General features: G+C 57.9%; 18 protein-coding genes and 5 tRNA genes. 18 read left to right on the top strand and 5 right to left on the bottom strand.

Annotation, left to right across the window (positions count from 1 at the left end):
* Positions 1 to 80 precede the first annotated feature (80 nt).
* From JHD64_RS04900 to JHD64_RS04865, 8 genes are all read left to right on the top strand, one after another.
* A complete protein-coding gene (locus JHD64_RS04900; protein WP_199052455.1) occupies positions 81 to 467 on the top strand; it encodes a nuclear transport factor 2 family protein in 387 nt (128 codons plus the stop codon).
* A gap of 24 nt (positions 468 to 491) precedes the next feature.
* Positions 492 to 1,130, top strand: coding sequence for a glutathione transferase (yfcF, locus tag JHD64_RS04895; protein ID WP_199052454.1), 639 nt, complete (start codon positions 492 to 494; stop codon positions 1,128 to 1,130).
* A 751-nt stretch (positions 1,131 to 1,881) separates the two neighbouring features.
* The gene (locus JHD64_RS04890; RefSeq protein ID WP_199052453.1) at positions 1,882 to 2,988 is read left to right on the top strand and encodes a hypothetical protein; all 1,107 of its coding nucleotides are present in this window, start codon (positions 1,882 to 1,884) and stop codon (positions 2,986 to 2,988) included.
* Between the two features lie 95 nt (positions 2,989 to 3,083).
* On the top strand, positions 3,084 to 4,331 hold the full coding sequence (gene glyA, locus JHD64_RS04885; protein ID WP_199052452.1) for a serine hydroxymethyltransferase: 1,248 nt from the start codon (positions 3,084 to 3,086) through the stop codon (positions 4,329 to 4,331).
* Between the two features lie 148 nt (positions 4,332 to 4,479).
* On the top strand, positions 4,480 to 4,938 hold the full coding sequence (nrdR, locus tag JHD64_RS04880) for a transcriptional regulator NrdR (RefSeq protein ID WP_059285336.1): 459 nt from the start codon (positions 4,480 to 4,482) through the stop codon (positions 4,936 to 4,938).
* A gap of 78 nt (positions 4,939 to 5,016) precedes the next feature.
* Positions 5,017 to 6,153, top strand: coding sequence for a bifunctional diaminohydroxyphosphoribosylaminopyrimidine deaminase/5-amino-6-(5-phosphoribosylamino)uracil reductase RibD (gene ribD, locus JHD64_RS04875; RefSeq protein ID WP_233170332.1), 1,137 nt, complete (start codon positions 5,017 to 5,019; stop codon positions 6,151 to 6,153).
* Positions 6,154 to 6,322: 169 nt separating this feature from the next.
* Positions 6,323 to 7,054 (top strand): hypothetical protein, encoded by a 732-nt coding sequence (locus JHD64_RS04870; RefSeq protein WP_193394273.1) that lies wholly within the window; start codon positions 6,323 to 6,325, stop codon positions 7,052 to 7,054.
* An 85-nt stretch (positions 7,055 to 7,139) separates the two neighbouring features.
* Positions 7,140 to 8,630, top strand: a complete 1,491-nt coding sequence (locus tag JHD64_RS04865; protein WP_199052451.1) for a carboxypeptidase M32 — start codon at positions 7,140 to 7,142, stop codon at positions 8,628 to 8,630.
* Between the two features lie 71 nt (positions 8,631 to 8,701).
* Here JHD64_RS04865 and JHD64_RS04860 read toward each other — a convergent pair whose 3' ends face one another.
* Both JHD64_RS04860 and JHD64_RS04855 read right to left on the bottom strand, forming a co-directional pair.
* Positions 8,702 to 9,559, bottom strand: a complete 858-nt coding sequence (locus JHD64_RS04860) for an HDOD domain-containing protein (RefSeq protein ID WP_059285334.1) — start codon at positions 9,557 to 9,559, stop codon at positions 8,702 to 8,704.
* 120 nt (positions 9,560 to 9,679) lie between these two features.
* Positions 9,680 to 10,573 carry an alpha/beta fold hydrolase gene (locus tag JHD64_RS04855; protein ID WP_199052450.1) on the bottom strand — a complete coding sequence of 298 codons (894 nt, stop codon included), beginning with the start codon at positions 10,571 to 10,573 and terminating at the stop codon, positions 9,680 to 9,682.
* Between the two features lie 177 nt (positions 10,574 to 10,750).
* On the opposite strand from JHD64_RS04855, the gene JHD64_RS04850 reads away from it, so the two are divergent.
* Together JHD64_RS04850 and JHD64_RS04845 are read left to right on the top strand one after the other, a co-directional pair.
* On the top strand, positions 10,751 to 11,623 hold the full coding sequence (locus JHD64_RS04850; protein WP_199052449.1) for a GyrI-like domain-containing protein: 873 nt from the start codon (positions 10,751 to 10,753) through the stop codon (positions 11,621 to 11,623).
* A 13-nt stretch (positions 11,624 to 11,636) separates the two neighbouring features.
* The gene (locus JHD64_RS04845) at positions 11,637 to 12,122 is read left to right on the top strand and encodes a GyrI-like domain-containing protein (RefSeq protein ID WP_199052448.1); all 486 of its coding nucleotides are present in this window, start codon (positions 11,637 to 11,639) and stop codon (positions 12,120 to 12,122) included.
* Positions 12,123 to 12,203: 81 nt separating this feature from the next.
* Here the strand turns inward: JHD64_RS04845 and guaB are convergent, their stop codons facing one another.
* Entirely contained in the window at positions 12,204 to 13,667 is a 1,464-nt protein-coding gene (guaB, locus tag JHD64_RS04840) for an IMP dehydrogenase (RefSeq protein ID WP_059285330.1), read from the bottom strand.
* Here guaB and JHD64_RS04835 point away from each other — a divergent pair.
* The 8 genes from JHD64_RS04835 (at position 13,657) to JHD64_RS04800 (ending at position 17,235) form a co-directional block, all read left to right on the top strand.
* Entirely contained in the window at positions 13,657 to 14,235 is a 579-nt protein-coding gene (locus tag JHD64_RS04835; protein WP_082693337.1) for a DUF4124 domain-containing protein, read from the top strand. The genes guaB and JHD64_RS04835 overlap by 11 nt on opposite strands.
* Entirely contained in the window at positions 14,235 to 16,040 is a 1,806-nt protein-coding gene (gene uvrC / locus JHD64_RS04830; protein ID WP_110313542.1) for an excinuclease ABC subunit UvrC, read from the top strand. The genes JHD64_RS04835 and uvrC overlap by 1 nt, the downstream gene beginning before the upstream one ends.
* A gap of 24 nt (positions 16,041 to 16,064) precedes the next feature.
* On the top strand, positions 16,065 to 16,646 hold the full coding sequence (pgsA, locus tag JHD64_RS04825) for a CDP-diacylglycerol--glycerol-3-phosphate 3-phosphatidyltransferase (RefSeq protein WP_059285328.1): 582 nt from the start codon (positions 16,065 to 16,067) through the stop codon (positions 16,644 to 16,646).
* 89 nt (positions 16,647 to 16,735) lie between these two features.
* A tRNA-Gly gene (locus JHD64_RS04820) sits at positions 16,736 to 16,811 on the top strand.
* A gap of 28 nt (positions 16,812 to 16,839) precedes the next feature.
* Positions 16,840 to 16,915: transfer RNA gene (locus JHD64_RS04815), tRNA-Gly, on the top strand.
* A 26-nt stretch (positions 16,916 to 16,941) separates the two neighbouring features.
* A tRNA-Gly gene (locus tag JHD64_RS04810) sits at positions 16,942 to 17,017 on the top strand.
* A 26-nt stretch (positions 17,018 to 17,043) separates the two neighbouring features.
* Positions 17,044 to 17,119: transfer RNA gene (locus JHD64_RS04805), tRNA-Gly, on the top strand.
* Positions 17,120 to 17,161: 42 nt separating this feature from the next.
* A tRNA-Cys gene (locus JHD64_RS04800) sits at positions 17,162 to 17,235 on the top strand.
* 655 nt (positions 17,236 to 17,890) lie between these two features.
* Here JHD64_RS04800 and JHD64_RS04795 read toward each other — a convergent pair.
* Both JHD64_RS04795 and JHD64_RS04790 read right to left on the bottom strand, forming a co-directional pair.
* Positions 17,891 to 18,958, bottom strand: a complete 1,068-nt coding sequence (locus tag JHD64_RS04795) for a fimbrial protein (protein WP_199052447.1) — start codon at positions 18,956 to 18,958, stop codon at positions 17,891 to 17,893.
* Between the two features lie 489 nt (positions 18,959 to 19,447).
* A complete protein-coding gene (locus JHD64_RS04790; RefSeq protein WP_199052446.1) occupies positions 19,448 to 20,530 on the bottom strand; it encodes a fimbrial protein in 1,083 nt (360 codons plus the stop codon).
* Positions 20,531 to 20,565 lie beyond the last annotated feature (35 nt).

The raw sequence follows: 20,565 nt of genomic DNA, 5'->3' as shown, positions 1-20,565 counted from the left end.
ACTGCCCGCTGAATGTGCAAGAACGGCAGCTGCGGCTGCCGTTTTTTTTTGCGCTCAATCGACAACAGGAGATAGCCTGCATGGCTGACACAGCGTATTTGTCGCCCGAAGCGGTAGTGCAGCAACAGCTGGATGCCTACAACGCCCATGATCTGGAAGGCTGGCTAGCCACTTATGCCGCCGATGCCTGCCAGTACCAGCACCCTGCCACCTTGCTGGCGCGTGGTCATGCCGAGATTCGCCAGCGGGCCATCGCCCGCTTCGCCGAGCCCGATCTGCATGCAAGGCTGTTACGGCGTCAGGTCATTGGGCAGGTAGTGATTGACCATGAAATGGTCAGGCGCAATTTTGCCGAGGGACCGGGCCAGATCGAGCTGCTGTGTCTGTATACCGTGGACGCGGGCAAGATCAGCAGCGCCAGCTTTATCGCCGGGCCTGAGCAACTAGACCCGCCCGGCACTGATTAACGCCACCGCCAAAGGAGGTCACCGATGCACAGTGACGCAGCACTACACCTTACTGTCGATGCCCAATACTGCAGCCCCTATGCCATGTCGGTGTATGTGGCGCTACAGGAAAAGCAGCTGCCCTTTACCCTGGCCACGCTGGACCTGGATCACGGGGCCAATCATGCACCGGCCTATGCCGCCAGTTCACTGACCGCGCGGGTGCCTGCCTTGCAGCATGGTGATTTCGTACTCAGTGAGTCTTCGGCCATTACCGAATATCTCGACGAGCTGTTCCCCGCCCCGGCTTTGTACCCGCAATCGGCCCAGGACAAGGCGCGGGCACGGCAAATCCAGGCCTGGTTACGCAGTGATCTGCTGCCTTTGCGGCAAGAGCGGGATACGCTGGTGGTGTTTTACCGGCCAGTGCGCCAGCCCTTGTCGGATAGCGGCCAGCGCGCCGCCCACAAGCTGTTGCGTGTTGCCGAACAGTTGCTGCTACCGGGGCGGGACAGCCTGTTTGGCGAGTGGAGCATTGTCGATGTCGATCTGGCGCTGATGCTCAATCGCCTGCGCCTGAATGGCGACCCCATGCCGCAGCGGCTGGCAGATTACGCTGCCCGGCAATGGCAACGACCATCAGTGCAGCAGTGGCTGCAGCTAGCGCGCCCGGCGCTGGCCTGATGCCGGACAGCCGCTGCGCTGTGTGCGGCTCGCCACAGTGCCGCTTGGCTACGATGTGGAATTTTCTTCAAGTCCGAACTTAATTTCTCTGGCGATGTCTCATCATTTCCAGTTTGGTCCCCAGACTGGATTCCCCGATCAACAGCGCAATTCCCGCTGTTTTGCCTTGCTCGCTCAGCAAGACCGAACATTTCCGCATGTTCGGTTTTTCTTTTTTGTCACAATTTGAACTTGTATACAGTATATGTTTCATTTGCTGCGCAATATTGCGCAGATCCGAACATGGCCAGCAGCCATTCCATTGTCCTGGGTTGCCGGCAGTGACTGGCATGCGCAGTCATGCCCAGGAGCAGCCAGTCCTGCTGCCCGGCGTGCTTGTCAGCGAATGGGGGAAAAGTGCTTCTGATGTAAAAAATCTTTAATAACATTGTGTTATGCAGATTTTTACTGGGGTTGGCCGGCGAATGGACAAAAAAATGCGCGGTGCCGTGAGGCCCGCGCCAAGTCTACAAAGGAGAAATAGAGGAGAAACTATCAAGAAGCAATTGCTGCATCTCAACGAGTACGGATTATCCGGATGTCGCGCTCGAGTGTCAACATCCGAATTTTCGAAAAGCTAAAAAATATCCGTTTCTGTCGCTAATTAGCACATGCTTATGTTTGAAAGTGAAAGTCAAGCGCTTGCTTGGTGATCCGGGCGCGGCGGATTGTGCGACAATGTGGCCTTTCCCGATTTCAGCAGGATGACATGATGTCGCAGCCGCTTCTCACTCTTCCGGACCCGCGCCAGTACCACCCGCAGGTATCGCTGACCAATATGCTGATCCACAACGCGCTGTCGGTGCAGAACGCCACCACAGAAGCGGATCGCGAGTTGTGGTTTGTCGCCATTCGCGATGCCATGGCGCAAATGCTGCAGCGTGGCGAATTGCTCTCCATTTCGGTCGCATTGGCGATGGTGCCGTCACAAGACACTTATAAGATTGTCTGGGATGCATTGCGGGCGGCAGTGGAGCAGCCGGACGGGCGCTGTGCCCATGTGTTTGCCCTGCCGCTGGTGCTGGTGGCCGGCAGCAAGAACCAGGCAACGCTGCCTGCCGCCATTGCTGATGAAGACGGCTTGAACGCCTTGCTGCGCCAACATGGCGTCATCAGCTCGGATGGCGATGTCCGCGTATTCGGCCAACTGCTGCATCCGGACACGGTAGTGGCGATGGATGCGGCCAGGCTGTACCGCCTGACCCGTGATTTGACCAGCGCGGCAGATGGTGTTGGTGAAGCCTTGAACGGTGCCGCCATCACCCTGAAAGAAGAGGGCGTGTTCCTGCGTTACCTGCTGGGTGTGGCCATCCAGCAGCCGGGCGATGCCGCGCCGGTACAGCTGGGTGGTGCTGTCGGCGCCTGGGGCATGCCCTTGATGAAATTCCTGGGCGAACAATTGCATACAGATGGTGTGACATTGTTCCCGATTGCCCGGCCGCCCCTGCCGGTGATGCAGGCGCTGGTGGCCGGCAATTTCGCCCGTTTCGAAGTAGCCTTGCAGGTGTTTGCCAGCAGCCAGATCCGCCGGCTGCGCGAGTTGTCGAAAGACCCGGTGGCCATTCTGTCCGCCCATGACAACGGTGAGTTGCACATCACCCTGTCGGCAGAAGGCGACGAACGCAACTGGGAAGCCTTTGTCTGGCCGCTGGCGGCCATGGACAATGTGGCGCTGATCGAATCGAACTTCCGCGAACTGATGGCGGAGTGCCGGGTGCGCGATGTCCATGTGCTGCCGGCGGTTTACCCGGAAAGCCGCGATGGCATTCCGCTGTTCTTTACCGCAGACGACTTGTCGCAGCTGAACGGGCAGGGCTGAAGCGACGTTGGTAAAAACGCTTCATGTGAAAATGTTTCAGAGGGCGATTCGTGTAGAATGGCCTCATCGTTAACCCTTTGATGGAAGAGTCAAAGATGTTTGCAGCTGACCAGACGATTGCCAAGTTCGACCCGGAATTGGCCGCCGCTATCAAGGCCGAGTGCCAACGCCAGGAAGATCATATTGAACTGATCGCTTCCGAAAACTATACCAGCCCCGCAGTGATGGAAGCCCAGGGCTCCCAGCTGACCAACAAGTACGCCGAAGGCTATCCGGCCAAGCGTTTCTACGGTGGCTGTGAACACGTTGATGTGGTCGAGCAACTGGCCATCGACCGTGTGAAGCAACTGTTCGGTGCCGAATACGCCAACGTGCAGCCGCACTCCGGCAGCCAGGCCAACCAGGCGGTGTACTTCTCCATCCTGAAGCCGGGTGACACCGTAATGGGCATGAACCTGGGCCATGGTGGTCACCTGACCCACGGCTCCCCGGCCAACCTGTCCGGCAAGATGTTCAACATCGTGGCCTACGGTCTGAACGAGCAGGAAGAAATCGACTACGACGACATGGAACGCGTAGCGATGGAAACCAAGCCCAAGCTGATCATCGGCGGCGCTTCCGCCTACGCCCTGCGCTTCGACTTCGAACGCATGGGCCAGATCGCCAAGAAGTGCGGTGCTTATTTCATGGTCGACATGGCGCACTACGCCGGTCTGATCGCCGCTGGTGTGTATCCGAACCCGGTGCCGCATGCCGACTTCGTGACCTCCACCACCCACAAGACCCTGCGTGGTCCGCGTGGCGGCATCATCCTGGCCAAGGCCGAGTTCGAAAAGAGCATCAACAGCAATGTGTTCCCCACCCTGCAGGGCGGCCCGCTGATGCATGTGATTGCCGGCAAGGCCATCGCTTTCAAGGAAGCGCTGCAACCGGAATTCAAGGTCTATCAGGAACAAGTGCTGAAGAACGCCGACGCCATGGCCCGTACCCTGGCCGAACGCGGTCTGCGCATCATCTCCGGCCGTACCGAAAGTCACGTCTTCCTGGTGGACCTGCGTCCCAAGGGCCTGACCGGCAAGGCTGCCGATGCACTGCTGGGCCGTGCGCACATCACCGTCAACAAGAACGCCATTCCGAACGACCCGGAAAGCCCGTTCGTGACTTCCGGCATCCGTATCGGTTCGCCGGCCATCACCACCCGTGGCTTCAAGGAAGCCGAGGCGGTCATGGTGGCCAATCTGGTGGCCGATGTCCTGGATAATCCGACTGACGATGCCGCCATCGCCCGCGTTGCCGAACAGGCCACCGCGCTGTGCCATCGCTTCCCGGTTTACGCCAAGTAAGCAATTGCTTGCCGGACGGAAGGCAGCCTGCGGGCTGCCTTTTTTCTTATCTGCGGCAAATCAGGGCGGCTTTACCGTTGCAGGCATTAACCTGTCAGGTCTTTGCTGCTACCATCAGACCTCATCAAACATACTGGATTGACACGTCATGAAATGTCCTTTCTGTGGCAATGCCGATACCCAGGTCATCGACTCCAGAGTCAGCGAGGACGGGGCCAGCATCCGTCGCCGTCGTCGTTGTCTGGCCTGCGAAAAGCGCTTCACGACATTTGAAACCGCCGATGTGCGCATGCCGCAGGTGGTCAAATCCGGTGGCCATCGTTCCGAATTCGATATCGAGAAGGTTCGCACCAGTTTCCTGCGCGCCCTGCACAAGCGGCCGGTGCCGACCGCGCTGGTGGATGACGCCATAGACCGCATCTGTCACAAGCTGCTGCAGCTGGGTGAACGCGAAGTATCCAGCCGCCAGATCGGCGAAATGGTGATGAACGAACTGGCCAAGCTGGACAAGGTGGCTTATGTGCGTTTTGCCTCGGTCTATCGCAGTTTTCAGGATATTTCCGAGTTCTCTGATGCGATCAGGGAAATCCAGAAGTCCAATCATTGAAACAGGGCGGGCTGCGCCATGCCGGCGCCGGCCTGCCATCTGATGCCGGCTGCCGCCACCCCGCAGGACTGCGCAGCCATGTCTCATTCGCTGGAAGGCTTGTTGATGTCGTCGTATTCCCCGCAAGACCATATATTCATGCAACAGGCGCTGCGCCTGGCCGAAGCCGCCACCCGCCGTGCCGCCCCCAATCCCGGAGTAGGTTGTGTGCTGGTGCGCGATGGCCAGGTCATCGGCGAAGGAGCCACCTTGCAGGTGGGCGGGGATCATGCCGAAATCCAGGCGATCAAGGACTGTCTGGCGCGCGGTGACACGCCACGCGGCGCCACAGCCTATGTCACGCTGGAACCATGCAGTCATCACGGCCGCACCCCGCCCTGTGCTGAGCGACTGGTACAGGAAGGGCTGGCACGCGTGGTGGCGGCCATGGTCGATCCTTACCATGAAGTGTCCGGCCGCGGGCTGGCCATGCTGCGTGCTGCGGGCATCGACGCCTCTGCCGGTCTGCTGGAAAGCGAGGCGCGCCGTGTTCATCGCGGTTTTCTGTCGCGGGTGGAGCGCCAGCGCCCCTGGGTGACGCTCAAGGCCGCCGCCACGCTGGATGGCAAGACTGCTTTGCTCAATGGCAAGAGCCAATGGATTACCGGGCCGGCGGCGCGCCATGACGTGCAAAAACTGCGCGCCCGCCACTGTGCCATCCTCACCGGCAGCGGCACCGTGCTGGTGGATAATCCGCAGCTGACGGTGCGCGATTTCATCCTGCCGCAGCAGCCCTTGCGCGTGGTGCTGGACAGCCGGCTGGTCACGCCGCCGGATCGCCGCATCTTCCATGGCGGTAATACCCTGCTGGTGACCAGCAGTACCGACCTGGCCCGCCATCAGCCCTACCTGCAGCGTGGGGCCGAATTGATGGTGTTGCCGGAAGATGCCGGCCATGCCAATCTGCCCATGCTGATGCGGCATCTGGCCGAGCGTGGCATCAATGAATTGATGATAGAAGCCGGTGCCGGCTTGAACGGCGCACTGGTCAGGGCCGGGCTGGTCGATGAGGCCATTCTGTATCTGGCCCCCGCGCTGGTGGGCAGCACGGCACAGGGCCTGTTTGCCTGGCCGGCGCTGGAGGATCTGGCTGACAAACAGCAGGTCAGGATTCAGGATGTGCGCATGGTGGGAGCGGATATCCGCATCAACATGACTTTTGCTGCGCCGCTGTGAAGCGCGCGGTGATGGCTGCCATCGCGATCAGGCTGGCCGAACCGGCTGGCGTGTTCCACAATGAAGCAGCGTGTTCATTGCACCGCCGCTGTCCTGGCCGCGCTGCGCTGACCAACAAGACTGGCATGGCAGCCAGTACCGGCCCGGCCGCTAGCATGAGTAGACCACAATGACTGACTCAGCCTCATCACTTCCCGCCATGGATTCCGCTGGCCTGCAGCAGGCGCTGGATGCCTATCTGCGCCTTATCTTGCGCCAGGGAGCCGCCGAGCAGGTATTGGATGAGCGGCGGCAATTGCTGGATAAATTGCTGCCATTGCTGGACGGGGTATCGCGCGATGCCCATTCCTTCCGCCGCGTGGTGGAGCGCTTTGTCGGCAGCTGTGCGGTGCAGGACCGGGTCACCGCCTTGACCTGCGCGCGCGAGTTCTATTACTTCTGGCTGGGCGATGTGAAAAAGCTGGTGGAAATTACCGCCCGCTCCGGCTTTACCACACGCAATGTGCGGCTGGAAATGGCCGACTCGCTGGCCTCGCTGCTGGAGCGCATGCGGCGTCAGGGCTTCGATGCCTTTCCGCCTTCGCTGGAAATCTATCTGGGCAAGCTGTTCGAGGATGGCATGGCCGAGGCCGACATCCATGAGCGCGAAATGCTGCTCAAGGGCATGTTGTTCCTGTTGTCCGGCCAACCCTACCGGCCAGACAGCTTCCGCATGGTGGTGGATGCCATGCTGTTGCACCTGAATGATAGCCGCAACAAGAAAGCCTTCGTGCAGCTGGCACGCGAGTACTTCTACTATTGGCTGTCCTTCCCACCGGCGCACGAGCGCATCCATCTGGCCGAGGAAGCCGCTCAGCCCATCAGCCTGCTCCAGCCGGGCAGCACCACGCGCCAGCGCTGAGTCAGGCTGCTTTTGCTGCCTGTGGCTGGCTTTGCCGGGCGGCGGCGTGGCATCATGCTCCCACTCATACCTTGCAGGAGCACGCATGTCCCAGCCCACGGCCTACCCGTCCCTTGTTGCCAGCTTTACCCGGCTCTATCGCTACGAACACCTCTCCGCCATGGTCAGCTGGGATCAGGCCACCATGATGCCACCGAAGGGCAATGATGCGCGGGCTGCGGCGCAGGCCGAGCTGGATGTGCTGATGCATGCCACCCTGACCGATCCGGCGCTGGCCGCGCTGCTGCAGCAGGCGGAACAGGAAGATCTCAGCCAGCAAGAGCGCGCCAGCCTGCGGGAAATGCGCCGGGAATGGCAGCGTGCCAATCTGCTGCCCGCCTCGCTGGTGGAGGCACAGGCCCTGGCCGGTGCGCGTTGCGAACATGCCTGGCGCAGCCAGCGCACGGCCAATGACTGGGCCGGATTTCTGCAGAATTTCCGCGAAGTGGTGGCCCTGTCACGCCAGGAGGCGCGGCTGCTGGCCGAGGCGCAAGGCTGCAGCCCCTACGATGCCTTGATGAACAAATACGAGCCGGGCATGCAGAGTGCCGACATCGACCGCATTTTCGGCGAGGTCAAGCAGTGGCTGCCGGGACTGATCGCGCAAGTCATGGCCAAGCAGGGCAGTGAAACCCTGCTCTTGCCGCAGGGCAGTTTTCCGGTAGAACAGCAGCGTCAGCTGGGGCTGGCCGTGATGCAGCTGCTCGGTTTCGATTTTGACGCTGGCCGGCTGGATGTCAGCGTTCATCCCTTCTGCGGCGGCGTGGCGGAAGATGTGCGCATCACCACCCGCTACCGCGAAGACGATTTCATGCAAAGCCTGATGGGCATCATTCATGAAACCGGCCATGCCCGCTACGAACAGGGCTTGCCGCGCGACATGCTGCATTTGCCGGTAGGGCGTGCCCGCTCCATGGGCATTCATGAAAGCCAGAGCCTGTCCTTCGAGATGCAGCTGGGGCGCAGCCCGGCCTTCCTCAGCCTGATTGCGCCGCTGCTTGCTCAATACCTGGGCGCGCAGCCGGCTTTGTCAGCAGAAAACCTCGCCAGGCTGTACAGCCGTGTCCATCCGGGCTTTATCCGCGTCGATGCCGACGAGTTGTGCTACCCGGCACACGTCATCCTGCGTTATGAAATCGAAAAAGCCCTGATGGAGGGCGAGATCGAGGCCGAGGATATTCCAGCCCTGTGGGATGAGAAAATGCAGGCTTATCTGGGAGTGGATACCCGTGGTAATTACCGTCAGGGTTGTTTGCAGGATATCCACTGGACCGATGGCAGCTTTGGTTATTTCCCCAGCTATACGCTGGGGGCGATGTATGCGGCGCAGTATTTCGCAGCGATACGACGCGATACGCCGGATCTGGAGCAGCGCATTGCCGCCGGTGATCTGGCCGTGGTGTTCGACTGGCTGCAACAGCATATCTGGAGCCAGGCCAGCTTGCATGACACGAACACACTGGTACAGCGCGCCACCGGGGAAAGCCTGAATCCGGCTTACTTCCACGCGCATTTGCAGGCACGCTACCTGGGATAGCCGCAGGCGGCTGACAAGAAAAAACCGCGGCCGGAATGGCGCGCGGTTTTTTTATGGCCGGATAGGGGCAGTCAGCCGGCGACGGCCAGCTCCTGATGCATGGCATCGACCCAGTCTTCAAACTCCACGTCCGACATGCCCAGATAGTTCAGCACCTCATCCTTGCGTGCCTCCCAGCCGGCATCTTCCTTGCCCGGTGTCAGCGTGCGCCAGACATGGCGCGCTGCGCGGGTGACCGCCACCATCATGCGGCCATCATGATCCAGCGGTGCATCAGGTCCGGTGAGCATGACCGTGTCGTCGTTCTGCATCAGGATTGCTTTGGCAAAGCTTTCCGGCATGTTCCAGGTACGGGCCACCAGATAGCCCACCACATCATGGCGGGTGCCATGCAGTTCCTGTTCAACCAGTCCGATCCGGTCATCACTGGCCATTTCGGTCAGGCGCAGGGTGCGGTAGTAAGTGGGGAAGCGCATCAGCATGATGGCAATGCCACAGCTGTGAAACAGCGCAAAGCTCTGGCAGTCATCCGGGACATGCACGATCTTGTCACACAGCGCGGCGCTGATCGCGGCAATCTGCAGGGCGTTATCCCAGAATTGCTCCAGCGCAGGCGGGGTTTCGGCGGTCAGCCGGGTACGCAAGACCAAGCCGCTGACCAGGCTGACCACGTTTTTGACCCCCAGCAGGCTGATGGCCTGATGGATGGAGGTGATGTGGCGACCGCGGCCAAGAATCGGCGTGTTGGCCGCCTTGAGCATGGCGACACACAGCGCCAGGTCTTCGCTGATGATGTCGCCGAGCTTTTGCAGCGTGACATCCGGGTCGTTGCGCAATCCCAGCAACTTGTCCAGCACATCCGGACGCGGGGGGATAACCAAATTTTTCAGGAGCTCGTCACGCTCGTCGGTACTGATCAGTGGCGTCATGCTGGAGGCTATGAGGAGATGATTTCCATTTATTTTATCAGCCTTCCCGCGAATCGATAGGCCATCTTATAGGCCATCCGACAAATTTTGACCGTGCTCAAGCTTGCCGGGGGCGAGTTTTCAAGCAGACCTGATTTCAGCTTGAATCAGGAATGGCTGAATCACCTGTGCCAGCACCTCCGGCTGTTCCCATTGGATCATATGGCCTGCGCCGGCTATCACGTTTTCCTGCAGCCGCGCAAAGCAGGCACGTCGCTCCGGCAGGCTGTCCATGACGCCCTTGGCCATGGGGTGGTCCCACATATCGCCGCCCATGACCCATTGCACCGGCGCAGTGATGCGCTGCCAGCAGCATTTGGCTTCCTCCAGCCGGTACAGCACCGGGTTGACCATCTTGTGGCGCGGATCGGCACGGTAAACCAGCTGGCCGTCATCCCGCTGCCGGGTCAGCATGCTGGCCAGCCAGTGTGCCCGCGGCGCAATCAGGCGCGGATTGCGTTCGATCAGCTTGTTGGCAACGTCTTCCAGCCGTCCCAGCGCATTGAAGCTGGGGGCATCGCGCCGCTCGCGCAGCCAGCGGGCATAGCGGCCGGGTGCTTCGGCCGGGCGGGTGGCATTCAGGCCAAAGCCTTCCACCAGCGACAGGCAGGCGATGCGTTCCGGGCGCACGCCGGCATAGATGCCGGCAATCATCGCCCCCATGCTGTGTCCCAGCAGCCGTACCGGCTGTTGAGGCGACAAGTGGCTCAGCAGGGCATCCAGATCGGCCAGGTAGTCGGGAAAATAATAGCTGTCGCGGTTCCAGTCGCTGTCGCCAAAGCCGCGCCAGTCCGGCGCCACCACATGCCACTCGCCGGGCAGGGCATCGACCAGAAACTGGAAAGTGGCCGAGCTATCCATCCAGCCATGCAGCATGACCAGCAAAGGGGCCGCGGGATCACCCCAGTGGCGCAGATGGTAACGGTGCTGGTTCAGGGAGATGAATTCGCTGTGGCTGGGCTGAACAAGAGGCATGGCGCATGGGTCGTCTGGATTGGACAGAGGCTTAGTGTACGGAAAAATCCGGGCAGGCTCACCATGCACGGTGGGGGAGGGCGATGCGCTGTCGTATCGCGCCGGAATGTGCAGCGCAAGAACGGGGCAGGCTAGAATCGCAAAATCGATCAACGCCTCTCATCTAGACTGTCCGTCATGAGCAAACCCTATCGTCAGCACGGCCCCGGCACCCTGTATTCGCAACGCCTGCTGCGTGCGCTGGATTATCTGTGGCGGCATCTGGATCAGCCGGTCACGCTGGAGCGGCTGGCCGAGGAAGCCTGCTTTTCGCCCTATCACTTTCATCGCTTGTTCCATGCGCTGATGGGCGAGACGCTGAACCAGAGCCGGCAGCGCATGCTGTTGCACCGGGCCGCCGGTGAACTGGCGGCCGGCCGGCGCGCACTGCCCGGCATTGCAGCCCGTGCCGGTTACCGCAGCAGTGCCGCCTTTGTACGGGCTTTTGGCAAGCACTACGGCGAGCCACCCGGGCGCTATCGCCAGCGCCGTTTGCTCATGTCCGCCACTTTACAGGAGCGTGTCATGCACAGCGTCAGCATCATCTTGTTACCCGCCTTGCCGGTCGTGCAGCGGCATCATCACGGACCCTATATGGGCATAGGGCAGGCTTTCGATGCCCTGCATGCCTTGCTGGGGCCAAGGCCGGCTGACGGTGAGCCGGTGCAGGTATTCGGCCAGTATCTGGATGATCCGGACCAGGTGGCCGCGGCCGATTTGCGCGCCATCGCCAGTGTCAGCCTGCCAGGCGGATTCAGCCTGAGTGACGCCGCGCTGACGGCGCAGGGTTTTGTGCGTGGTGAAATCCCGGCCGGTCGTTATGCTTGCCTGGAGCATGTGGGTCCTTATGCCGAGCTGAAAACGGCATGGGATCAGCTATACCGCCACTGGTTGCCGCAAAGCGGCGAAGAACCGGCCGACCAGCCCTGCCTCGAGCAGTATCTGAATGCCCCTTACCATACGCCGCCCACCCAGCTGCGCAGTCGTTTGCTGCTGGCCTTGCGCGACTAAACAGGAGTTCTCCATGTATCAGCCTGAAATCATCCACTTGGCACAGCCGCTACCCGTGCTGATGAAGCCCCATCTGGGCCCGTACTCGGGCATTGCCACGGCGTTTGCCGACTTGCGGGCGCTAGTGCAGCAGCATGCAGACGGAGCGCATACCCTGCGGGCATTCGGTCAGTATCTGGATGACCCGGCCACGGTGGCACCGCAGGCATTGCGCGCAGCCGCCTGCCTGACACCGCCGCCGGCTTTGCGTTTGTCGGCGAGCGAAGTTGCAGCCATGGGTTTTTCTTATGGCGAACTGGCGGCCGGGCGTTATGCATGCATTGTGCATCAGGGGCCGTATACCGGCCTGGCCGAGGCATGGAACTGGTTAATACAAGAATGGCTGCCCGCCAGCGGCGAGCAGTTTGGCCAGCGCCCCCTACTGGATGAAGCCTTGAGCGGGCCGCATGCTGTGGCTCCAGAGGCCTGGCGCACCCGTTTGCTATTGCCCTTGGCCTGAGGTGCAGCCACAAAAAAGCCCGCATCGTGTGATGCGGGCTTTTGATTCTCAGGCGGTCTAAGGACCTGCCTTGACCAGGGATTAACGCGAAACGTGGTAGTTCGGCGCTTCCTTGGTGATTTGTACGTCATGCACATGCGATTCCTGCATGCCGGCGGAAGTGATTTCCACGAAGCCGGCTTTTTCATGCATTTCATCGATGTTGGCGCAGCCCAGGTAACCCATGGAGGAGCGCAGGCCGCCCATCAGCTGATGGATCACGGCGGCAATCGGGCCCTTGTACGGTACGCGACCTTCAATGCCTTCCGGCACGAACTTGTCGGCAGCGTTGGAGCTGTCCTGGAAGTAACGGTCAGCCGAACCCTGGCTCATGGCACCCAGCGAGCCCATGCCGCGGTAGGACTTGTAGGAACGCCCCTGATACAGCTCGACTTCACCCGGCGCTTCTTCGGTACCGGCGAACATGCCGCCCAGCATCACGCAGTTGCCACCGGCCGCCAGTGCCTTGGAAATGTCACCGGAGAAACGGATGCCGCCGTCGGCGATCATCGGCACGCCCGTGCCTTTCAGTTCTTCGGAAACATTATGGATGGCAGTCAGTTGCGGTACGCCCACACCGGCCACGATACGGGTGGTGCAGATGGAGCCGGGGCCAATGCCCACTTTCACGCCATCGGCACCAGCTTCCACCAGCGCGCGCGCCGCAGCAGCGGTCGCGATATTGCCGCCAATCACGTCCACCTGCGGGTAGGTCTGCTTGACCCAGCGCACGCGGTCGATCACGCCCTGGCTGTGGCCGTGGGCGGTATCCACCACGATCACATCCACGCCGGCAGCCACCAGCGCGGCCACGCGCTGTTCGGTATCACCGCCAGTACCTACGGCAGCACCCACTCGCAGACGGCCCTGATTGTCCTTGTTGGCACTCGGGTGTTCGCTGGTCTTGATGATGTCCTTGACGGTGATCAGACCCTTCAGCTCCCACTGGTCGTTGATGACCAGCACACGCTCCAGGCGGTGGGTGTGCATCAGCTCGCGGGCTTCGTCGATGCTGGCACCTTCCTTGACGGTGATCAGGCGCTCACGCGGTGTCATGATCGAACCGACAGTCTGTTCCAGACGGGTTTCGAAACGCAGGTCACGGTTGGTGACGATACCCACCACCTTGCCGTTTTCGATCACCGGCAGGCCGGAAATCTTGTGTTGGCGGGTCAGCAGCACCAGATCGCGCACCAGCATGTCGGGTGCGATGGTGATCGGGTCTTTGACCACGCCGCTTTCGTGGCGTTTTACCTTGGACACTTCCGCAGCCTGTTTGTCGGCCGACATATTCTTGTGAATGATGCCAATACCACCTTCCTGAGCCATGGCGATGGCCAGCCCGGATTCGGTAACCGTATCCATGGCAGCAGAAACCAGCGGCAGGTTCAGCGTGATATTGCGGGTGAGTTTGGTAGAGAGGACTACGTCGCGCGGCAGGACTTCAGAATGGGCCGGGACGAGGAGAACGTCGTCGAAAGTATAGGCTTTCTCGATGATACGCATCTGGCGTTTCCTTTGCGGCAAAGCGGCATTATACCGAGACTATAGAAGTGTTGCAAAAAATGCTGTCGCTTGTTTTTGCGATCAGCGTGCCGACACCGTACAATCAGCGTGTTTCAGCTTAGGACACCAAAGAATGAAAACCCGTGCGATTCTGAGTGTGCTTGTTGCATTTTCGCTGTCGGCCCCGGCCATGGCCGAGGTGTACCAGTACATCGATGCCAACGGCAAAACCGTGTTTTCCGACCAGCCGCCGCCGGGAGCCAGGGCCAAGCCGCTGAATGTACGGGCCTCTGCCGCGGCCTCGGCGCCAGCCAAAGCCCCCAAGACGACAGCGCTGAGCGAGATCGAAAAGAAAAACGCCGAGATCGATGCAGAAAACGCCAAAATAAAAGAACAGAACAAAAAAACAGCGCAGGAAAACTGCAAGAATGCCCGCAACAACCTGGCTGCACTGCAGCAGGGCGGTCGGGTCAGGATGCCGGGTAGCAATGCCCTGGCTACCGACAGCCAGCGCAATGATTTACTGCAAGAAGCGCAGCAAAATGTAGCCAACTGGTGTAACAAGTAGTGCCTTCCAGCGTATTCGATTACCAATCGGTACTGGCCAGCCTTCCGAATTTGCCCGGCGTCTATCGCATGTTCGATACGTCGGGCAATGTACTTTATGTAGGCAAGGCAATCGACCTCAAAAAACGGGTCAGCTCCTATTTCCAGAAAAGTGATCTGTCACCGCGCATCCAGCTGATGGTGCGACAGATTGCCAGCATCGAAACCACCGTCACCCGCTCGGAAGCGGAGGCGCTGATTCTGGAAAACAATCTGATCAAGGCGCTGGCACCCAAGTACAACATCCTGTTTCGCGATGACAAGTCCTACCCCTACCTGATGCTGACCGGCCATGAATACCCGCAAATGGCCTACTACCGGGGGGAGCCGAAAAAGCCGCATCAGTTTTTTGGCCCCTATCCCAATAGCTATGCGGTACGCGAAAGCATCCAGATCCTGCAAAAAGTCTTCCGCTTGCGCACTTGTGAAGATGCGGTGTTCGCCAACCGCTCGCGCCCCTGCCTGCTCTACCAGATCAAGCGCTGCTCCGGTCCCTGTGTCGAACATATCTCGGCCGCGGATTACCACAGCGATGTGCAAAGTGCGGTGGCCTTTCTGCAAGGCCGGCAAAGCGAACTGATCGACACGCTGACCGCCCGCATGGAACAGGCTGCCGCACAGCTGGAGTTCGAACAGGCGGCAGAGCTGCGCGACCAGATACAGGCATTGAGCCGGGTGCAGGAAAAACAGTTTGTCTCCAGCAACGCCAGCCAGCTCGATTGCGATGTGGTCGCCGTTGCCGCAGAGGGTGGGCTGGTGTGCATCAATCTGGTGATGATTCGCGGTGGCCGACATCTGGGGGACAAAAGCTTCTTCCCGCAAGGTGCGCAAGAGGCCGATGCCACAGCCAATCTGGATGCCTTCCTCGCCCAGCACTATCTGGGTGCTCCCATGCCGCCGGTCATCATCTTCAATGGCGAGGTGTCCGCTGCGCTGCGACAAACGCTGGAAGAACAATCCGAACGCAAAGTCCACCTGGTCAGCAACCCCATCAGCGAACGCCGTGTATGGCTGGAAATGGCCGAAAAAAATGCCATGCTGGCCATTCAACAGCGCCATAGCAGCAAGGCTACCCAGCGGCATCGTGTGGCACAGCTTAATGAGGCGCTTGGGCTGGAAGGGGTGGAGCGGCTGGAATGTTTCGACATCAGCCACACCATGGGCGAAGCCACGGTGGCTTCCTGCGTGGTGTATGACAAGGAAAGCATGCAGCCCAGCCAGTATCGCCGTTTCAATATCGAAACCGCCAAGGCCGGCGACGACTATGCCGCCATGCGCGAAGTGCTTTCCCGGCGCTACGGCAAGCTGGCGGCAGGCGAGGGCCAGCTGCCGGACGCCGTGCTCATCGATGGCGGCAAGGGACAGGTCGGGGTGGCGCTGGAGGTTTTTGCCGAACTGGGCCTGACCCTGCCCATCATCGGTGTGGCCAAAGGGGAAGAACGCAAACCCGGTCTGGAAACGCTCATCCTCCCTTACCAGCAAAAGACGCTACAATTGCGCAGTGATCATCCCGCCTTGCATCTGATCCAGACCATCCGCGATGAAGCACACCGCTTTGCCATCACTGGCCATCGTGCCCGTCGTGCCAAGGCCAGGACCGCCTCCACACTGGAAGACATTCCAGGTATTGGTGCCAAGCGCCGCCAGCAACTGCTGCTGCGCTTCGGCGGCCTGCGGGGTGTGGTGGCGGCCAGTGTCGACGAGCTGGCGCAGGTGGATGGCATCAGCCGGACGCTGGCGGAAAAGATTTACCACGCGCTGCATTGAACAAAACATAACCAGATAATCCAGATGCCCTTCAATTTGCCGATCTTCCTTACCTGGCTCAGAGTCGCCCTGATACCGCTCTGCGTTGCCGTGTTTTTCCTGCCGGATAGCGTGCTGCATGCCAGTGACCGCAATAATGTAGGGGCCATGATCTTTTTCCTGGCAGCCTGGACCGACTGGCTGGACGGCTTTCTGGCGCGCAAGCTCGGCCAGACCTCCGCCTTTGGTGCTTTTCTGGACCCGGTAGCCGACAAGCTCATCGTTGCCGCTGCGCTGATACTGCTGGTCGAAATGGGCCGCACCCCCGGCTGGATGGCCATGATCATCATCGGCCGTGAAATCACCATCTCCGCCTTGCGGGAGTGGATGGCAGGGATGGGCAGCCGCGGCAGCGTGGCGGTGGCCTATATCGGCAAGCTGAAAACCGCGGCGCAGATGCTGGCCATTCTGCTGCTGCTATACGCCGGCCCCTTGTTTCCGGGAATAAACAGCCTGCTGCTTGGAAATATTTTCATGGTGATCGCGGTAATTTTGACTTTGTGGTCAATGGTTTATTATCTGCGCATGGCGGCACGCGAGTTTTCCGGTAAAAAAATTGATGTGTGAAGTGTTGACAGGGTCCGAGAAACCCTTATAATTCGCACTCTCTCGACGCCACTTCGGTGGCAGACAAGAGAAGCAAAAGTAGTGTGAATGCGGGAATAGCTCAGTTGGTAGAGCGCAACCTTGCCAAGGTTGAGGTCGCGAGTTCGAGCCTCGTTTCCCGCTCCAGCATCACTTTTGCTGCTGTAAATGCGACGCGGGAATAGCTCAGTTGGTAGAGCGCAACCTTGCCAAGGTTGAGGTCGCGAGTTCGAGCCTCGTTTCCCGCTCCACTACAGTTCAAGCAGTACCATGCGACGCGGGAATAGCTCAGTTGGTAGAGCGCAACCTTGCCAAGGTTGAGGTCGCGAGTTCGAGCCTCGTTTCCCGCTCCATCACAGTTCAAGCAGTACCATGCGACGCGGGAATAGCTCAGTTGGTAGAGCGCAACCTTGCCAAGGTTGAGGTCGCGAGTTCGAGCCTCGTTTCCCGCTCCACAATTTATCAGTCAGACTCAGCGCTGACTGAACACAAGCTACGGCGCGGTAGCAAAGCGGTTATGCACCGGATTGCAAATCCGTGTAGGTCGGTTCGACTCCGGCCCGCGCCTCCAAATCAAACCTTGCCACGCAAGGTCGTAAACGCCCAGCATAGTCTGGGCGTTTGCTATTTCCCCTTTCCAATTGCGCGACATCAGTGCATCACCACTCTTGCTCTCTTTGCCTGGCTTGCCTGCTCAGTGCGGTTTCGCTGGCAAAACCTGGCGTGGCAGATCAAGCCCGTCTGGCATCGTGGATGCCAAGCCTTTCGGACCAACATCATCGCCAGTGCCCCTTCCTGACGGGCCTGCCTGGATGCCCGCCACGCAGATGGCCCGCAGTCGTCCTACAGCCGCCGCCCCAGGCCAGCGCTCCCGTAAACCCAGGCCAGCTCAGCGATATCAGCAGCATTGGCGTCTACGTGGCTGGCAAGCCGGGGAAGCGCCACAGCAGCCCTTATTGACCCAAGCGGGGCTTGGCTAGCCGGTTTTGGCAAGTGGCTTATCTGTAGCGCGCTGCGACAGGCCAATCCTCACATCTGGCGCGAACCAGTGCATTCCGGGCTCGGCAAGTGATAAATGCTCGCTTGAGTGTTGAGCGTGGCCAACAGCATTACTAGCACCGCGATGCCTTCAGCCCGCAGGTTTTGTGCTGTCGGAATAGCTTGGGCATGCATCAAGGAAGGAGGCTATCTTGTTAACCGCTATAGCCGGGATGATATATTTCCAATTACTGATAAGAGAAGGTAAAGGTAGCGATTGCCGCTAATGAACCAGGCATCATATTTCCTGTTCTGACAATGTAGGCAGAAAACGGAAAGACCTGATTTCCCGTCATATTATTCATCAAAAGAAATTGATTGGTTGTGCCTTTATTGGCGGAGTCGGGTCCAAATTTGACCAGACTGCCATCGGCCTTCTTTATTTGCACTCCAATGCCGCTGGCAGTAGAGCTACTTTTTAAAGACAGCAGGTTGCTGGTATTGCTCGGATTATTATTGTCCGTAAATGTCATGTAAACATTCAGACTGCTGGGGCAGCTAAGGCTAATGCTAAAGGGCGTGGGTAATGATAAGCTGCCAATGCTGGCCAGGTTTATGGAATTAACAGAAGGTAGTGTAATATTAAGATTTCCAGTATTGGCTGTGCATGTTGACGCTTTTATGCTGATAGTGGTACTGGCAAGATTAAGATTAAACGCATATGCTGCGGAGTTGGTTTCATCACGTAGCTGAATATTTGCCACAGTCTGCGCCGGAATGATATAAGTACCAGTTTTCAGTGATCCGGTAATCACGAATTGAATGAAGTATTTTAATCCCATGCCTACATAGCCTTGCCCATTTAGCATGAAGTTGGGAGAGAATCCCAGCGGGGTGTAGCTTTTGGCTGGATCAGCAGCGCCCACAATATAACCAATGCCAGGAGCTTTGGTTGGGAAAATGCTATAAGTAACGCCATTCAAAGTGTAAAACATTCCACTTATTGGTGGGATGGCCGGTGCGATATAAGTGGCGGGGTAAGGAGCACCATCCAGTTTCCCTTGGGTGCAAGTAAAAACACTATAAATATTATCGGCTGTTTGCCAGCTTGTAAAAGATGTGCCTACTGTCAAAGAGTTGGCGGCACCGCTCCAGCTGAATCCTGGAATGCTTGCATTAATTGGCGGGGAGACCACTGGTGCAGTAACATTACTGCTATCGCCAGTGTAACTCGAGACACATTTGACTGTTGCAAAAACATGATTGCTACAAATCAATAAGCCAGCGCTTGATATATGCTTCAACAAGTTTTTCATCAATATTTCCCCATTAATGCGTGCCAGATATTCAAAAGTTAGTATTCAATACTGCACAATCCGCCAGATTTTTTGACAAGGCATGGCGTATGTCGTAATGCACTTATCCAGTCAGCACCAATTGCTATGGAAGGTATGGTTTTCCATATGGGGGTAGGGAATATCCCGCTCCTTATTACTGACACAAGTGGATTTTCAAGAGTATTTCAGCTAAAAGGCAAAAGCTGCGCTATTACGTTTTACTTGAGTATCAATGCAGCTGCTTATAGTTATTGCTTAGGGTGTGATTGACGGCGTGGGGGCAGGTATTAATGCATGCGCAAAATCTACACTGCTTTGGCAGTTAAAGACAGGGTAAAAGGAGTGGCGCCTGTGGCAGATTACAATGCTGCTAATTGTCCAGTCATTGTATTGCATACATGGATTGGTTTATACCAGGTACACAGCAATTATATTGGACGCGAGGGTTGCAAGGTATCCTGTTTGGCATCACTGGTATGACATGGTAAACGTAGCCCGTGCTGTTAGAGTGCCAGCCCCCACACTACCTGCCGATGTGCGAATATAACTGGCACTAAAGGGGATTAACTGGTTGCCGATGACATTGTTACCAATCAGGAACTGATTGGGATTGCCAGCCATGCTAGAGTCTGGTCCCATGGAAATAATTTTCCCATTCTGCTTTATCTGTACACCAATACCCGTTGTCGTGGATCCACTTGCTGCCTGAATGATATTGCTGGTCTGCGCTGGATTGCTGTTATCGGTTATAGTCATATAGGCATTAACCGCATTGGGACAGTTAATAGAGATATTGAATGGCGTTGCACCTGTAGTTGATCCTGCACTAGGCAATAGTGCAGTTTGGATGCCTGGTAGCTGAACCTGGATATTGCTGGTATTAACGGTGCAGCTTTGGGTCTGAATAATAGCGCTGGTTGGTTCAACGCGAAATAAACCTCGGTATGAACCACCGTCTGAAGTCCATCCCATGATGTAGGTTGCCGTTGTTGGCAGAGATATAACTCCGCTGCTAAGTGGGGCAATTCTGATAAACCGAATTTTAGCGGTCAATAATACTGTACGATTTGCTGCCGAGTAGCATATGCCTCCCACCAAGAAACACCATCCTTTATCTACTGGAAGTGGAAAAGGAAGTGTTTGGTATGCTCCAGTCCATTGGACAGATGCTATGTAACCAATATTCGAATTTGGAAGTTTAAAAATGGTATAGGTAGTTCCGTTGTCATCGTAAGTGAGGTTGGTTGAAGGTTGAGCCGCGGCTAGACTGAGCCTTTCATTTGGAATGCAATTGGAGAAGGCGGTCGCTGTTGTCGTATACCAATCACTAATTGGAGTGATCAAGGGTGTACTGGCTGGAATGTTGGCAACGGTGAGTGGGGGAATTGTAGTGAATAAATATAAATTCAAACCACCTATATTAGTACCTTGAACAGTACAACTTGCATAGGATGAGTTATGCAAAAAAAATAATCCGATTAGGATAAATATTTTCCCAAAGTGTAGTGTAAGCAATTTATAGAAATTGAAATGTTTTGGCATGAATTTCATCGTATCACTCCGCAAGTGCCAGCTGTTTTTATGGT

The organism is Aquitalea sp. ASV15 (genome assembly GCF_016429115.1).
Taxonomy (GTDB): Bacteria; Pseudomonadota; Gammaproteobacteria; order Burkholderiales; family Chromobacteriaceae; genus Aquitalea; species Aquitalea magnusonii.
Note: the sequence above shows the minus strand (reverse complement) of the source record. Positions and strands in the feature narration are given on the sequence as shown.

Excerpts from the sequence above, each read along its gene's own strand:
- JHD64_RS04900 (WP_199052455.1), top strand. The coding sequence starts at position 81 with ATGGCTGACACAGCGTATTTGTCGCCCGAAGCGGTAGTGCAGCAACAG.
- yfcF (WP_199052454.1), top strand. The coding sequence starts at position 492 with ATGCACAGTGACGCAGCACTACACCTTACTGTCGATGCCCAATACTGC.
- JHD64_RS04890 (WP_199052453.1), top strand. The coding sequence starts at position 1,882 with ATGTCGCAGCCGCTTCTCACTCTTCCGGACCCGCGCCAGTACCACCCG.
- glyA (WP_199052452.1), top strand. The coding sequence starts at position 3,084 with ATGTTTGCAGCTGACCAGACGATTGCCAAGTTCGACCCGGAATTGGCC.
- nrdR (WP_059285336.1), top strand. The coding sequence starts at position 4,480 with ATGAAATGTCCTTTCTGTGGCAATGCCGATACCCAGGTCATCGACTCC.
- ribD (WP_233170332.1), top strand. The coding sequence starts at position 5,017 with ATGTCTCATTCGCTGGAAGGCTTGTTGATGTCGTCGTATTCCCCGCAA.
- JHD64_RS04870 (WP_193394273.1), top strand. The coding sequence starts at position 6,323 with ATGACTGACTCAGCCTCATCACTTCCCGCCATGGATTCCGCTGGCCTG.
- JHD64_RS04865 (WP_199052451.1), top strand. The coding sequence starts at position 7,140 with ATGTCCCAGCCCACGGCCTACCCGTCCCTTGTTGCCAGCTTTACCCGG.
- JHD64_RS04860 (WP_059285334.1), bottom strand. The coding sequence starts at position 9,559 with ATGACGCCACTGATCAGTACCGACGAGCGTGACGAGCTCCTGAAAAAT.
- JHD64_RS04855 (WP_199052450.1), bottom strand. The coding sequence starts at position 10,573 with ATGCCTCTTGTTCAGCCCAGCCACAGCGAATTCATCTCCCTGAACCAG.
- JHD64_RS04850 (WP_199052449.1), top strand. The coding sequence starts at position 10,751 with ATGAGCAAACCCTATCGTCAGCACGGCCCCGGCACCCTGTATTCGCAA.
- JHD64_RS04845 (WP_199052448.1), top strand. The coding sequence starts at position 11,637 with ATGTATCAGCCTGAAATCATCCACTTGGCACAGCCGCTACCCGTGCTG.
- JHD64_RS04835 (WP_082693337.1), top strand. The coding sequence starts at position 13,657 with ATGATACGCATCTGGCGTTTCCTTTGCGGCAAAGCGGCATTATACCGA.
- guaB (WP_059285330.1), bottom strand. The coding sequence starts at position 13,667 with ATGCGTATCATCGAGAAAGCCTATACTTTCGACGACGTTCTCCTCGTC.
- pgsA (WP_059285328.1), top strand. The coding sequence starts at position 16,065 with ATGCCCTTCAATTTGCCGATCTTCCTTACCTGGCTCAGAGTCGCCCTG.
- JHD64_RS04795 (WP_199052447.1), bottom strand. The coding sequence starts at position 18,958 with ATGAAAAACTTGTTGAAGCATATATCAAGCGCTGGCTTATTGATTTGT.
- JHD64_RS04790 (WP_199052446.1), bottom strand. The coding sequence starts at position 20,530 with ATGAAATTCATGCCAAAACATTTCAATTTCTATAAATTGCTTACACTA.